The sequence below is a fragment of the Kineococcus mangrovi genome, assembly GCF_041320705.1.
Taxonomy (GTDB): Bacteria; Actinomycetota; Actinomycetes; order Actinomycetales; family Kineococcaceae; genus Kineococcus; species Kineococcus mangrovi.
This window is the reverse complement of the sequence record NZ_JBGGTQ010000005.1, coordinates 187,516-200,740: the sequence shown is the minus strand read 5'-3', so window position 1 is coordinate 200,740 and position 13,225 is coordinate 187,516. Positions and strand designations below refer to the sequence as shown.

Here is a 13,225-nt window from a genome sequence, read left to right as displayed (position 1 = left end):
TCGACGGGTCTCCTCGAGGGTCGCCCGGGCGGGCGGATCTCGGTGAGCCGGGTCAGTCTCTTCGAGATGAGGCGCGCACCTGGCGGGCGCGCACCACGAACGAGGGGCGGCGCTGGCCCCCGTTCACCTCACTGTAACGCGGGTGGTGCCGTGCTCACGTGCACTGGACCATCACACCGTGATCGAGCTTCGGTCACGGCTCCCGCGCGTCCGGCCGCGGGTCGCGGTCCGGTGAGGGGCGATCAGCTCGGGCGGTGACGGTGGGCCCACCGGGCTGGCTCGCGGCGTCGTCCGGGCTGGTGGCCGGGGCCGACGGCGAGGAATCTACCCGCTCCAGCACCTCGGCCCGACCACCGTTCACCCTGCGTGAGCGGATGAAAGCTGCGAGTGCGACGAGGAACACGGCACCCGCGACCCACTGGTTGACCCGCAGACCGAGCAGGTGGTTCGCGTCGTCGATGCGCAGGGCCTCGAAGTACGACCGGCCCAGGCAGTACAGCGCGACGTAGGCGAAGAACGCCTGCCCGTGCCGCAGCGACCAGCGCCGGTCCGCGAGGACGATGACGGCGGCGACGAGCAGGCACCACAGCGACTCGTAGAGGAACGTCGGGTGGAAGGTGCCGAGCACCTCCGGGTTCCCCTGCGCGTCCAGGACCGCCCGGCCCGCCGACTCGTCCCAGCGGTGGACGGTCAGCGCCCACGGGACGTCGGTCGCCCGGCCGTAGAGCTCGTTGTTGAACCAGTTGCCCCACCGGCCCGCCGCCTGGGCGACGAGCAGACCCGGTGCCATGGCGTCGGCCAGCGGCAGGAAGCGGAACCCCGCGCGGCGGCAGGCGATCCACGCCCCGAGCGCCCCACCGGCGATGGCCCCCCAGATCCCCAGGCCGCCCTCCCACACGTACAGGGCGCGGACGGGGTCCCCGCCCGCGCCGAAGTACGCCTGGGGGGAGGTGATCACGTGGTAGAGCCGGGCCCCGACGACGCCGAGGGGCACCGCCCAGACGGCGACGTCCAGGACGAAGTCCGCGCGACCGCCCTTCGCCCGCCAGCGCCGCTCGGCGATGAGCACGCCGAGGACGATGCCGACGACGATGCACAGCGCGTAGGCCCGCACCGGCACCGGGCCGAGGTGCCAGACCGCGACCGTGGGGCTGGGGATCGCGGCGGCGACCGCGCCCGCGGCGGCGGGGATCACGGGGTCGTCGTCGCGGCGGCGACCGCCTGCTCGAGGGCGGTGGCCGGGTCGGAGCCCAGCAGGTCCTGCGTCGGGATCTCCTGCTTCTGCCCGCCCTCCGGCGTCACCGTGACCGTCGGCGTCCCGCTGACGCCGTTGTCGCCCATCGAGTCCTGGACCGACTGGACGTAGTCGCGGTAGGCGTGCCCGTCGTAGGCGGCCTGCCACTGCGCGAGGTCGGGGACCCCGGCCTGCTCGGCGAAGTCGCGCAGCTGGGCGTCGGTGTACCCGGCGCCCTCCCGCTCCGGCTGGTTGGCGAAGACGACGCGGTTGTACTCGACGAACCTGCCCTGGGCGGCGGCAGCGGCAGCGCCCTCGGCGGCGCGCTGGGAGGCGTCGTTGCCGAGGTTGCCGTCGAGGAAGGTCACCGTGTGGACGACGACCTCCGCCTCGCCGTCGGCGGCGAGGCGGACGACGTCGTCACCGGCCGCCGTCTCGAACCGTTCGCAGTAGGGGCACTGGTAGTCCAGCCAGACGTCGAGCGTGGGCGCGCCCTGCGCCGGCGTGCCCGGCAGGACGATGCCGGCGCCCATCCCGCTCGCGCTCGGCGGCACCTCCTGGGCGGCCGTCGCCACGGTGTCCGGGCGCGAGCGCTCGATGACGACCACCACGACGGCGACGATCGCCAGCACCACGACGACGGCGATGCTGGTGAGCAGCACGCGGCGGCTGCGCTCGCGGGCCAGTTCGCGCTGTCGCAGCGCGGTGGCCTTGGCCCGCCGCGCCTCGCGGGCGTCCTCGGCCTGGGCGGCGCGCGCCGGGTGACCGCCGGGCTTCTTGGTGCTCAACGCTCGTTCTCCTCCGCGGGGGTGCTCGTCAGGGGCGGGTGCGGACGCCGGCGGACAGCTCTTCGGCCAGCTGCCCGACGGCCCGCGCACCGGCGGCGGGCGAGTCCGCGTCCAGCAGGCGCTGGACGAACGCGGACCCGACGATGACGCCGTCGGCGTACCCGGCGACCTCGGTGGCCTGCGCGGGGGTGGACACTCCCAGCCCGACGCAGACGCGCTCGGCGCCGGCGGCCCGGGTGCGCCGGACGAGGTCGGCGGCACCCGCGCCCACGGTCGCACGCGTTCCTGTGACTCCCATCAACGACGCCGCGTAGACGAACCCGCGGCTGGCGCGGACGGTCGTCTCCAGGCGGGCGTCGGTGGAGCTGGGGGCGACGAGGAAGACGCGCTCGAGGTCGTGCTCCTGGCTGGCGGCCAGCCAGCCGGCCGCCTCGTCGGGGATGAGGTCGGGGGTGATGAGCCCGGCGCCGCCGGCGTTCGCCAGGTCCGCGGCCCAGCGCTCGACGCCGTAGCGGTCCACGGGCGGCCAGTACGTCATGACGAGGACGGCCGCGCCGGTGGAGGCCACCTCCTCGACCGCGCGCAGGACGTCGGCGGGGCGGGTGCGGTTGGCCAGGCAGACCTCGGCGGCCCGCTGGATCGTCGCCCCGTCCATCGTCGGGTCCGAGTAGGGCAGGCCGAGCTCGACGACGTCGGCGCCGCCCGCGACGGCGGCCTTGGCCGCCTCGATCGACCCGTCGACGTCGGGGTAGCCCACGGGCAGGTACGCCACGAGGGCGGCCCGCCCCTCGGCCTTCGCGTCGTCGACGGCCGCGGCCGCCGTCCGCGTCCCCGTCGGGCTGTCCTGGAGTTCGGTGCTCACCAGCCGGACCCTTCCGTGTCCTGGGGCGCGTCGGCGACCCGTTCGGCCTCCGAGGCGACGAGGTCGGCGTCGCTGACGAGCCCGAACCAGCGGGCCGCCGTGTCCACGTCCTTGTCCCCGCGCCCGGACAGGCTGACGAGGACGGTGGCCTCCGGGCCCAGTTCGCGCCCGAGGTCGAGGGCCCCCGCGAGCGCGTGGGCGCTCTCGATGGCCGGGATGATCCCCTCGGTGCGGCACAGGAGGCGGAAGGCGTCCATGGCCTGCGTGTCCGTGACCGGGTGGTAGTGGGCGCGACCGCTGGCGGCGAGCCAGGAGTGCTCGGGACCCACCCCCGGGTAGTCCAGCCCGGCGGAGATCGAGTGCGACTCCACCGTCTGCCCGTCCTCGTCCTGCATGACGAACTGGCGCGCGCCCTGGAAGACCCCGGCCGCGCCCGCGGAGATGGGGGCGGCGTGCCGGCCGGTCTCCACGCCGTCCCCACCGGCCTCGTAGCCGTGCAGCGCGACGCCCGGGTCGTCGAGGAAGGCGTGGAAGATGCCGATGGCGTTGGACCCGCCGCCGACGCAGGCCGCGACGGCGTCGGGCAGGCGGCCGGTGAGGTCGAGGACCTGCTGGCGCGCCTCGATGCCGACGATGCGCTGGAAGTCGCGCACGAGCACCGGGAACGGGTGCGGGCCCGCGACGGTGCCGAAGGCGTAGTGCGTCGTGTCCACCGAGGAGACCCAGTCGCGGAACGCCTCGTTCACGGCGTCCTTGAGCGTGCGGCTGCCCGCGCTCACGGGCACGACGGTGGCGCCGAGCAGCCGCATCCGGGCCACGTTGAGCGCCTGCCGGCGGGTGTCCTCCTCGCCCATGTAGACGACGCACTCCAGGCCCATGAGGGCGGCCGCCGTCGCCGTCGCGACGCCGTGCTGGCCCGCGCCCGTCTCGGCGATGATGCGGTGCTTGCCCATCCGCTTGGTCAGCAGCGCCTGGCCGAGGACGTTGTTGATCTTGTGCGAGCCGGTGTGGTTGAGGTCCTCGCGCTTGAGGACGACACGGGCACCCCCGGCGTGGGCGGCGAAGCGCGGCACCTCGGTGAGGATGCTCGGCCGGCCGGAGTACGTGCGGTGCAGCTCGGCCAGCTCGGCCAGGAAGCCGGGGTCGGCCATCGCGGTGGTGTGCGCGGCGTCGATCTCGTCGAGGGCGGCCACGAGGGCCTCGGGCACGAACCGGCCGCCGAAGGCGCCGAAGTAGGGCCCGCGCTCGGCGCCGAAGGAGCGGCCGGACGTGGTCAGGGGCGTTTCCGACGTGGTCACGGGCGCACCGCCTGCACGGCCGGGTGCGCACCCGCGGCCACGAGGTCGGCCACGGCGCGGCGCGGGTCCTCGCCCCTGACGAGCGTCTCCCCCACCAGGACGGCGTCGGCGCCGGCGCGGGCGAACTCGACGACGTCGCGCGGACCGGAGACGCCGGACTCGGCGACCTTGACCGTGCCGTCGGGGATGAGCGGGGCGAGGTCGGCGAAGGTGCCGTTGTCGACCCGGAGGGTCTTGAGGTCGCGGTTGTTCACCCCGACCACGCGGGCGCCGGCGTCCAGGGCGCGCGCGACCTCCTCGGCGGTGTGGACCTCCACGAGGGCGGTCATCCCCAGGGAGTGGGTGCGTTCGACGAGCGACACGAGGGCCTCCTGCTCGAGGGCGGCGACGATGAGGAGGACGACGTCGGCCCCCCAGGCGCGGGCTTCCCACAGCTGGTACGACTCGACGACGAAGTCCTTGCGCAGCACGGGGACGTCGACGGCGCAGCGGACGGCCCGCAGGTCGTCCAGGCTGCCGCCGAAGCGGCGCTGCTCGGTGAGCACGCTGATGACGCTGGCCCCGCCGGCCTCGTACTGCGCCGCGAGGTCGGCCGGGTCCGGGATGGCCGCCAGGGCCCCCTTGGACGGGCTCTTGCGCTTGACCTCCGCGATGACCTTGACCCCGCGCTGCTCGGAGTCGCGGGGCTTCAGCAGGGCGTGGGCGTCCTTGGCGGGCACCTGGCGGTGCGCGCGCTGCTTCAGCTCCTCCAGCGGGGTGAGCGCCTTGCGCGCCGCCAGGTCCTCGCGGACGCCGGCCAGGATGTCGTCGAGGACTGTCACGCCACGAGGGTATCGCCGGGCGCACCCGGCCCGGTCCGCCGGCCGGGTGCCCGGCGGGTCAGCGGCGGGGACGGCCCAGGCCGACGGGCTTGCCGTCGGCGCCCTTGACGCCGTAGCCGGCCTTGGCGAGCGCGCCGGCGACCACGAGGGAGGCGAGGATGACGACGCTGCCGACGATCCCCCAGACCAGGCTCGGGAAGACGATGGCCAGGCAGAGGATGAGGAACCCGAGCAGGCACACGCCGACCCCGGCCCAGGCCGCGATGCTGTGGCCGTGACCGTGCTCGTCGATGATGTCCGCCTCGCGGACGGCGCCGGCGGTGTCCCCGGGGGACGCGTCGTTGTGCTCGGTGCTCACGGGGGCTCCTCGGGGCGGGTCGTCGGCGGGCGGCGGGCGCGCCCGGGTACTACGCACACCGTACCGACTCGCGACCGCGCGCGCCGGGACGGGTCGCCGTCCCGGTCAGCGGGTCGGGTCCTCGTCGTGCGACAGCGCGTCCCACGCCGCGGCCGGGTCCTGTCGCGCCGGGGCGGGCGCACCGGAGCCGGGACGGGCGTCGCGGTCGTAGCGGCCCGCGGTCCGCGGCGCCTCGCGCCGGCGCGCGCCGAGCACGAGCCCGCCGCCGGCCAGCGCCACGAGCCCGCCGCCCACGGCGGAGACCACCGGCCAGGGGGCGACGTCGACCCCCGCCTGGACGCGGGCCTCGGTCGTGCCGCTGGCCGCGCGGGCCGGGGCCGCGAGCGCGGCGGCGGGGTCGCGCACGGGGCCCGTGCTGGCGGCGAGGACCCCGGCCCCGCCGGCGACGAGGACGAGCGCGGCGACCAGGCGCGCCGCGCGCCGTCCCAGGGTGGAGGCGACGACGGCGGCCAGGCTGACGAGGGCGAGGGCCGTGGCCACGGGTGCGGCGTCGCGGCCGGCCGCGAGCACGGCCGCGGTCCCGGTCGCGGTGGCGGCCCGGCCGCTGACCCAGGTCGGTGCCCCCGCCCCGAGGGCGGCGACGGCGCCGAGGGCGGCGAGCAGCAGCAGCGGGCCGCGGCGGGAGGGGCGCTGGGCGGACAGCGGGGTGCTCACGCGGTGGGGGTGGCGAGGGGCAGGGTGGTGGCCTCGAAGCAGGTGCGGTCGCCGGTGTGGCAGGCGGCGCCGACCTGGTCGACCTCGAGCAGCAGGGCGTCGCCGTCGCAGTCGAGGGAGACCTTGCGCACGTGCTGGACGTGCCCGGAGGTGTCGCCCTTGCGCCACAGCTGCCCGCGGCTGCGCGACCAGTAGGTGGCGCGGCCGGTGGCCAGGGTCCGGGCGAGGGCCTCGTCGTTCATCCACGCCACCATGAGGACCTCGTGCGTGTCGTGCTGCTGGACGACGGCGCAGACGAGTCCGGCGGGGTCACGCTTGAGGAGGGCGGCGGTGCGGGGATCGAGCTCGGGCGACGACACGCGGTCATGCTCTCACCGGCCAGGGCGCGCACCGGACCGCCCGGGTGGCACGATCGGCGCCATGTCCCTCCCCTCCCGGCACCCCAGCGACGCCCGACGTGAACGGGACGGGCTGTGCGAGACCGCGTTGCGCGTCGGTCCGGAGGCACCGACGTTGTGCGCGGGCTGGGACGTGCGGGACCTGCTGGTGCACCTGGCGGTGCGCGACAACCGACCCGACGCGGCCCTCGGCGAGGCGCTGGCGCCGTTGCGCCCGCACCGCGACAAGGTGGTCTCCGAGCTGGCGTCCCAGCCGTTCGACGAGCTCGTCGAGCGGGTGCGCAGCGGTCCCCACGGGCCGCTGCGGGTGCGGGCCCTGGACGGTCTGGTGAACACCGCGGAGTTCTTCGTGCACCACGAGGACGTCCTGCGCGCCCAGCCCGGCTGGGGGCCGCGGGAGCTGCCGCGGGCGCAGGAGGACGCGCTGTGGCGCACCGCGCGGGTCCTGGGGCGGGTGGCCTACCGCCGCTGCCCCGTGGGCGTGGTGCTGGTGACGCCGACCGGCCCGCGGGCGGTGGTGCGCTCGGGCGCGGAGTCGGTCGCGGTCACCGGCCCGGTCGCCGAGCTGCTGCTGCACGCCTTCGGGCGGCGCACGCGCGCGCTGGTGCACGTGGAGGGGACCCCGGGAGCCGTCGCCCGGTTCCGCTCGACCCACCCGGGTGCGGTGGGCGAGTAGCTCAGCGGACGGGGGCGCCGTCCGCGCGCAGGGCGTCCTTGACGTCCCCGACGGTCAGCCGGCCGAAGTGGAAGACGCTGGCGGCCAGGACGGCGTCGGCGCCGGCGGCGACGGCGGGCGGGAAGTGCTCCACCGCGCCGGCCCCGCCGCTGGCCACGAGCGGGACGGTGACGCGGGCGCGGACCTCGGTGAGCATCTGGAGGTCGAAGCCCTGCTCGGTGCCGTCGGCGTCCATGGAGTTCAGCAGGATCTCCCCCGCACCGAGCTCGGCGGCGCGGGCGGCCCACTCGACCGCGTCCAGGCCGGTGCCGCGGCGGCCGCCGTGGGTGGTGACCTCGTAGCCGGACGCGGTGGCCGGCTCCCCCGGCGAGGTGCGGCGGGCGTCGACGGACAGGACGAGCACCTGGGCGCCGAAGCGCTCGGCGATCTCGGTGATGAGCTCGGGCCGGGCGATGGCCGCGGTGTTGACGCCGACCTTGTCGGCGCCGGCGCGCAGCAGCTTCTCGACGTCGGCGACGGCGCGGACGCCACCGCCGACGGTGAGGGGGATGAAGACCTGCTCGGCGGTGCGCCGGACGACGTCGTACGTCGTCTCCCGCGAGCCGGAGGAGGCGGTGACGTCGAGGAAGGTCAGCTCGTCGGCACCCTGCTCGTCGTAGCGGCGGGCGAGCTCCACCGGGTCGCCCGCGTCGCGCAGGTCGGTGAAGTTGACGCCCTTGACGACGCGGCCGGCGTCGACGTCGAGGCAGGGGATGACACGGACGGCGACGCTCACGGGGGAACGGTACCGTCGCAGCCGTGCCGGACAGGGTGATGGACGTCAGCGTGGTGCAGGTCGACCCCGAGGACCGCGAGGCCCTGCGGGCCTGGTCGGTGCCGAGCCGGACGTCGTTCCTGCAGCCGGCACCGACCCCGCAGGCCCTCGAGGACCGCCAGCACGAGGTGCGCGGCCACCGCCTGACGGCGGTGCGGGACACCGTGGCCGGTGAGGACCGGGTCGTGGCGACCCTGCGCTCGTTCGACTCCGAGCTGACGCTGCCGGGCGCCGGGCCCGTGGGGGTGGACGCGATCTCGACGGCGACGGTGCTGCCCACGCACCGGCGCCGGGGACTGCTGTCGCGGATGCTGACCGCCGACCTCGACCGCGCCCGCGAGGCCGGTCACGCGTTCGCGGCGCTCATCGCCCTGGAGGCCCCCATCTACGGCCGGTTCGGGTTCGGCGCCGCGACCCGGGCCACGAGCCTCGTCGTCGACAACGCCCGCCTCGCCTTCCGCCCGGACGCCCCCGCGGCGACGGGGTCGCTGGAGTTCGTCCCGCCCGGTCGCACCGACGAGCTGGCCGCCGTCCACGACGCGGCGCGGCGCGCTCGCCCCGGGGGTCTGCTGCGCGACGCGACGTGGTGGGAGGCCGCCGGCCGGCGGGGCGAGGGGCGCTGGCTCGGCCCACGGGGGCACGCCGTCCTGCACCGGGACGCGGACGGGACCCCCGACGGGTACGCGGCGTACGACGTCACCGACGACGCGGTGGGTCGCGTCCCGAACGGCACGGTGCACCTGCGCGACCTCACCGCGACGACCCCGGCGGCCTACCGCGCGCTGTGGGAGTTCACCGCCTCCATCGACCTGGTCCGGGTGACCCGGGCCGCGGACCGGCCCGTCGACGAGCTGCTGCCGCACCTGCTGGTGGATCCGCGGGCGGTGCAGACCGGCCCGGTCGACGACTTCCTGTGGCTGCGGGTGCTCGACGTGCCCGGGGCGCTGGCCGCCCGCCGCTACCTGGGGTGCGGCACCCTCGTGCTGCGCGTGGAGGACCCCCTCGGCCTGGCCGGGGCGAACGTGCGGCTGCACGTGGCCCCGCAGCGCTGCGGCGCCGACGGCTGGGTGTGCGCCGAGGTCACGACGACGGACGCCGAGCCCGACGTCGTCCTGCCGGTCGGCGAGCTCGGCTCGCTGCTGCTCGGGGGGACGTCGGCGGTGGCGCTGCGGCGGGCGGGGCGCATCGCGGCGACCCCCGCGGCCGCGTGGACGCTGGAGACCCTCATGGCCGCGCCGGAGCAGCCGTGGTGCCCCACCTGGTTCTGACCGGGTCGGTGCCGGTGGGGTGCGGGTGAGCGCGCAGGCGCTCGCCGACCGCGTCCTGGCCGCGCTGGCGCGGGTCGCGCCCCCGCCGGCCGGTCCCCCGGTCCTCGCGGTGGACGGGCGGTCCGGGACCGGCAAGACGGACCTGGCCGCCGTCCTGGCCAGGCGCACGGGTGCCGTCGTGGCGCACATGGACGACCTGTACCCCGGGTGGGACGGGCTGGCCGCGGCCGTCGATCTGCTGGGTGAGCTGCTGGCGCAGCTGCGCGGCGGGCGGGTCGTCCGCCAGCCGGTCTGGGACTGGCAGCGGGGCACCTACGCGGGGACGGTGACGTGGCCGACGTCGGGGCTGCTCGTCGTCGAGGGCGTGGGGGCGGGGTGCGCCGGGGGCGTCGACCTGCTCGTGGAGCTGACCGCCGACCCCGCCGTGCGCCGGGCGCGAGCCCTGGCGCGGGACGGGCAGGCGTACGCCCCGCACTGGGGTCGGTGGGCCGCTCAAGAGGACGAGCTGTTCTCCCGCAGGCCGTTGCGTCCCGACCTGAGCGTGGCCACCGACGACGCGGGCACCGACGACGCGGCCACCCGGGCCGGGTGCACCTAGCGGGGTGCGCGGTCCTCCACGAGCCGGGCGAGCCGCAGGGCCTCGGCGCGGGCGTGCTCGCCGTCGGCGCGCTGGACGGCCATGACGGCGAGGTTGTCCCCGTCGTCGAGGTCGAGGGTCAGCCAGGGGTCGGCACCGCCGAAGCGGACGGCGACGACCGCGCCCCACTCGACCTCACGGGTGAAGACGACGTTGCGCACCACGAGCGCGGTGCCGGTGACCCGCGCGTTGACGGTGACCAGGCGCACGAGCCCGGCGGAGACGACGACGCCGAAGACGAGCGCCGAGACCGTGTCCTGCCCCGTCCAGCCCGACTCCGGGGCCAGGGACAGCCCGATCGACATCCCCACCATGACGAGGAGGATCGCGACCGCGAAGCCCAGGCCGACGACGCGGGCGCGCCGGGGCCGGAACGGCTTGTCGGAGACGGGCCCAGCGGTCACAGGCGGCACGCGTGGATGCTCGTGACGAGGATCGCCCGCGCCCCGAGCTCGTACAGCTCGTCCATGACGCGGTTGGTCTCCGAGCTCTTGACCATGGCCCGCACGGCGACCCAGTCGGGGCCGGCCAGCGGCGAGACCGTCGGGGACTGCAGACCGGGGGTGATGGCGCAGGCCTGCTCGACGATCGCCTTCGGGCAGTCGTAGTCGACCATGACGTACTGGCGGGCGACCAGGACGCCCTGCAGCCGGCGGACGAGGACGTCGACGGCGGGGTCGGCCGGGGCGCCGGCACGGCGCACGAGCGTGGCCTCCGAGCGCATGATGGGCTCACCGAAGATCTCCAGCCCGGCCGCGCGCAGCGTGGTGCCGGTCTCCACGACGTCGGCGATGACGTCGGCGATGCCGAGCGCCACGGCGGTCTCGACCGCTCCGTCGAGGTGGACGACGTCGGCGGTCACGCCGTGCTCGGCCAGGTGCCCGGCCAGCAGACCGGAGTAGCTGGTGGCGATCCGCCGGCCCTCGAGGTCGCGGACCCCCGCGGCCGCACCGGGGCGCCCGGCGAAGCGGAAGGTGCTGCGGGCGAAGCCGAGGGGCAGGACCTCGTCGGCCGGGGCGCGGGAGTCCAGCAGCAGGTCGCGGCCGGTGATGCCGGCGTCCAGCGTCCCGGAGCCGACGTACAGCGCGATGTCGCGCGGGCGCAGGAAGACGAACTGGGCGGAGTTGTCCGGGTCGTCGAGGATGAGTTCCTTGGCCTCGCGCCGCTGGTTGTAGCCGGCCTCGCGCAGCATGGCGGAGGCGGCCTCGGACAGGGACCCCTTGTTGGGGACGGCGATGCGCAACATCGGGTGGAGCTCCTAGAGGTGGGCGTACACGTCGTCGAGGGTCAGTCCGCGGGCGATCATCAGCACCTGCAGGTGGTACAGCAGCTGCGAGATCTCCTCGGCGGTCCGCTCCCCGCCCTCGTGCTCCGCGGCCATCCACACCTCGGCCGCCTCCTCGACGACCTTCTTGCCGATGGCGTGGACGCCGGCGTCCAGTTCCCGCACCGTCCCCGAGCCCTCGGGCCGGGTCAGCGCCTTGTCGCTCAGTTCGGCGAACAGGGCGTCGAAGCTCTTCACGGGCACGGAGTCTAGGTGGTCGGGCGCGCCCGCCCGACCACCCGGCTCCGGTGGGACGTCGGCTCAGCCCGGGGGCGGGGGTGCGACCTCGCGCAGCGCGACGACCGTCTCCAGGGCGGCGAGCACGGCTTCGGCGCCCTTGTCCTCGCGCGAGCCGCGCAGACCGGCGCGGTGCAGCGCCTGCGCCTCGGTGTCGACGGTGAGGACGCCGAACCCGATCGGCACCCCCGTCGTGACCGCGACCTGGGTCAGCCCCTGGGTGGCGGCGTCGCACACGTACTCGAAGTGCGGGGTGCCGCCCCGGATGACGACCCCGAGGGTGACGACGGCGTCGACGCCCTGCCGGGCCAGGCGGGCGGCGGCCACGGGCAGCTCGAAGGCCCCCGGGACGCGCACCTCGACGACGTCGGTGACGCCCGAGGCCTCCAACGCGCGCCGCGCGCCCGCCAGCAGGCCGTCCATGACCTCGTGGTGCCAGCGCGCCGCGACCACCGCGACCCGCAGGCCGCTACCGTCGACCGTGATCTCCGGACTCCCGTCCCCGCTCACGCCTTCTCCTCTCCCTCGGCGGACAGGTGTGCCCGCAGTTCCGCGATCGTCAGCACCGGCAGGTCGAACCGTTCACCCAGAGCGACGATCTGGTCCCAGCGTGACATCGCCCCCTCGTCCTCCACGAGCTCGGCGATGATCCCGACCGGGGTGAGCCCCGCCAGCCGGCACAGGTCGACCGCGGCCTCGGTGTGCCCGGGGCGTTCCAGGACGCCACCGGGCCGGGCCCGCAGCGGGAACACGTGCCCGGGGCGGACGAGGTCGCCCGCCGTGGCGGCCGGGTCGGCCAGCACCCGCGCCGTGCGGGCGCGGTCGGCCGCGGAGATCCCCGTCGTCACGCCCAGCGCCGCGTCGCAGCTGACGGTGTAGTCGGTGCGCAGGGAGTCCTCGTTGCGCTCGACCATGGGCGGCAGCGCGAGGGCGGCGGCCCGCTCGGCGGTCATGGGCGCGCAGAGCATCCCCGAGGTGTGCCGGACGGTCCACCCGATCCACTCCGGCGTCGCCAGCTCGGCGGCCAGGACCGCGTCGCCCTCGTTCTCGCGGTCGGCGTCGTCGGTGACGAGCACGGGACGCCCCGCGCGCAGGGCGTCCAGCGCACGGGCCACGCTCGCGCCGGTGGTCACGCTCACGCCTGCCCCCCGAGCGCGGCGGTGGGCTCGAAGGCGCGCAGCCGCTCGACGTACTTGGCCAGCACGTCCACCTCCAGGTTGACCGTGGCCCCGACGGGCTTGGCGCCCAGGACGGTGAGCTCGAGGGTGGCGGGGATGAGGGAGACCTCGAACCAGTGCCCGGTCGCGGCCGGCTCGCTGACGGCCGAGACGGTCAGCGAGGTGCCGTCGACGGTGATGGACCCCTTCTCCACGACGTAGCGGGCCAGGCCGGCCGGGACCTCGACGCGCACGACCTCCCACGCCTCCCCCGGTGTCCGCCGCGCGATGGTGCCGGTGCCGTCGACGTGGCCCTGGACGATGTGCCCGCCCAGTCGCCCGTGCGCGGCCATCGCGCGCTCCAGGTTCACCTTCCGCCCCGCAGCGACGTCGTGCAGCGAGCTGCGGCGCAACGACTCCTGCATGACGTCCACGGTGAAGGCGCCCGGTTCGGGCTGGTCGACGACGGTCAGGCAGACCCCGTCGACGGCGATGGACGCCCCGTGCACGGCGTCGGAGACGACGACGGGACCGCGCACGGTCAACCGCGCCGACTCCGCACCGAACTCCACGGCGACGACCTCGCCGATCTCCTCCACGATCCCGGTGAACACGACCCTGCCTCCTCGAACTGTCCTG

At 75.9% G+C, this 13,225-nt stretch carries 17 protein-coding genes and 1 pseudogene; 3 read left to right on the top strand and 15 right to left on the bottom strand.

Annotated features, from left to right (window positions below):
- Window positions 1–193: 193 nt before the first annotated feature.
- The 8 genes from lgt to hisI form a co-directional block, all read right to left on the bottom strand.
- Window positions 194–1,195 carry a prolipoprotein diacylglyceryl transferase gene (gene lgt, locus AB2L28_RS12315; protein WP_370719186.1) on the bottom strand — a complete coding sequence of 334 codons (1,002 nt, stop codon included), beginning with the start codon at window positions 1,193–1,195 and terminating at the stop codon, window positions 194–196.
- Window positions 1,192–2,022 (bottom strand): DsbA family protein, encoded by an 831-nt coding sequence (locus tag AB2L28_RS12310; protein ID WP_370719184.1) that lies wholly within the window; start codon window positions 2,020–2,022, stop codon window positions 1,192–1,194. Before AB2L28_RS12310 ends, lgt begins: the two co-directional genes overlap by 4 nt.
- 28 nt (window positions 2,023–2,050) lie before the next feature.
- Window positions 2,051–2,887 (bottom strand): tryptophan synthase subunit alpha, encoded by an 837-nt coding sequence (gene trpA, locus AB2L28_RS12305; protein ID WP_370719444.1) that lies wholly within the window; start codon window positions 2,885–2,887, stop codon window positions 2,051–2,053.
- Complete coding sequence (gene trpB / locus AB2L28_RS12300) at window positions 2,881–4,161, bottom strand: tryptophan synthase subunit beta (RefSeq protein WP_370719443.1); 1,281 nt, start codon at window positions 4,159–4,161, stop codon at window positions 2,881–2,883. Before trpB ends, trpA begins: the two co-directional genes overlap by 7 nt.
- A gap of 17 nt (window positions 4,162–4,178) precedes the next feature.
- Window positions 4,179–5,003, bottom strand: a complete 825-nt coding sequence (trpC, locus tag AB2L28_RS12295) for an indole-3-glycerol phosphate synthase TrpC (protein WP_370719182.1) — start codon at window positions 5,001–5,003, stop codon at window positions 4,179–4,181.
- Window positions 5,004–5,061: 58 nt separating this feature from the next.
- On the bottom strand, window positions 5,062–5,361 hold the full coding sequence (locus AB2L28_RS12290; protein WP_370719181.1) for an HGxxPAAW family protein: 300 nt from the start codon (window positions 5,359–5,361) through the stop codon (window positions 5,062–5,064).
- Between the two features lie 105 nt (window positions 5,362–5,466).
- Window positions 5,467–6,075, bottom strand: a complete 609-nt coding sequence (locus tag AB2L28_RS12285) for a Trp biosynthesis-associated membrane protein (RefSeq protein ID WP_370719179.1) — start codon at window positions 6,073–6,075, stop codon at window positions 5,467–5,469.
- Complete coding sequence (hisI, locus tag AB2L28_RS12280) at window positions 6,072–6,434, bottom strand: phosphoribosyl-AMP cyclohydrolase (protein ID WP_370719177.1); 363 nt, start codon at window positions 6,432–6,434, stop codon at window positions 6,072–6,074. Before hisI ends, AB2L28_RS12285 begins: the two co-directional genes overlap by 4 nt.
- A 61-nt stretch (window positions 6,435–6,495) precedes the next feature.
- Between hisI and AB2L28_RS12275 the strand changes: the two genes are divergently transcribed.
- Complete coding sequence (locus tag AB2L28_RS12275; protein ID WP_370719175.1) at window positions 6,496–7,149, top strand: TIGR03085 family metal-binding protein; 654 nt, start codon at window positions 6,496–6,498, stop codon at window positions 7,147–7,149.
- 1 nt (window position 7,150) lies between these two features.
- On the opposite strand, the gene hisF is transcribed toward AB2L28_RS12275, so the two are convergent.
- Window positions 7,151–7,924, bottom strand: a complete 774-nt coding sequence (gene hisF / locus AB2L28_RS12270) for an imidazole glycerol phosphate synthase subunit HisF (protein ID WP_370719174.1) — start codon at window positions 7,922–7,924, stop codon at window positions 7,151–7,153.
- 23 nt (window positions 7,925–7,947) lie between these two features.
- Between hisF and AB2L28_RS12265 the strand changes: the two genes are divergently transcribed.
- Window positions 7,948–9,231 carry a GNAT family N-acetyltransferase gene (locus AB2L28_RS12265; protein ID WP_370719172.1) on the top strand — a complete coding sequence of 428 codons (1,284 nt, stop codon included), beginning with the start codon at window positions 7,948–7,950 and terminating at the stop codon, window positions 9,229–9,231.
- 25 nt (window positions 9,232–9,256) lie between these two features.
- The gene (locus AB2L28_RS12260; protein WP_370719170.1) at window positions 9,257–9,829 is read left to right on the top strand and encodes a nucleoside/nucleotide kinase family protein; all 573 of its coding nucleotides are present in this window, start codon (window positions 9,257–9,259) and stop codon (window positions 9,827–9,829) included.
- Here AB2L28_RS12260 and AB2L28_RS12255 read toward each other — a convergent pair.
- From AB2L28_RS12255 to AB2L28_RS12230, 6 genes and pseudogenes are all read right to left on the bottom strand, one after another.
- The gene (locus AB2L28_RS12255) at window positions 9,826–10,281 is read right to left on the bottom strand and encodes a PH domain-containing protein (protein WP_370719168.1); all 456 of its coding nucleotides are present in this window, start codon (window positions 10,279–10,281) and stop codon (window positions 9,826–9,828) included. The two genes, AB2L28_RS12260 and AB2L28_RS12255, sit on opposite strands and share 4 nt — an antisense overlap.
- Window positions 10,269–11,114, bottom strand: a complete 846-nt coding sequence (gene hisG / locus AB2L28_RS12250) for an ATP phosphoribosyltransferase (RefSeq protein WP_370719166.1) — start codon at window positions 11,112–11,114, stop codon at window positions 10,269–10,271. The genes AB2L28_RS12255 and hisG overlap by 13 nt, the downstream gene beginning before the upstream one ends.
- 12 nt (window positions 11,115–11,126) lie before the next feature.
- Window positions 11,127–11,390 carry a phosphoribosyl-ATP diphosphatase gene (locus AB2L28_RS12245; RefSeq protein ID WP_367639864.1) on the bottom strand — a complete coding sequence of 88 codons (264 nt, stop codon included), beginning with the start codon at window positions 11,388–11,390 and terminating at the stop codon, window positions 11,127–11,129.
- A gap of 63 nt (window positions 11,391–11,453) precedes the next feature.
- Entirely contained in the window at window positions 11,454–11,939 is a 486-nt protein-coding gene (ribH, locus tag AB2L28_RS12240; protein ID WP_370719164.1) for a 6,7-dimethyl-8-ribityllumazine synthase, read from the bottom strand.
- A gap of 26 nt (window positions 11,940–11,965) precedes the next feature.
- Window positions 11,966–12,544: pseudogene (gene ribB, locus AB2L28_RS12235) on the bottom strand (3,4-dihydroxy-2-butanone-4-phosphate synthase); the annotation flags it as partial.
- Window positions 12,545–12,564: 20 nt separating this feature from the next.
- Window positions 12,565–13,200, bottom strand: coding sequence for a riboflavin synthase (locus tag AB2L28_RS12230; RefSeq protein ID WP_370719162.1), 636 nt, complete (start codon window positions 13,198–13,200; stop codon window positions 12,565–12,567).
- Between the last annotated feature and the right edge of the window lie 25 nt (window positions 13,201–13,225).

Excerpts from the sequence above, each read along its gene's own strand:
- AB2L28_RS12275 (WP_370719175.1), top strand. The coding sequence starts at position 6,496 with ATGTCCCTCCCCTCCCGGCACCCCAGCGACGCCCGACGTGAACGGGAC.
- hisG (WP_370719166.1), bottom strand. The coding sequence starts at position 11,114 with ATGTTGCGCATCGCCGTCCCCAACAAGGGGTCCCTGTCCGAGGCCGCC.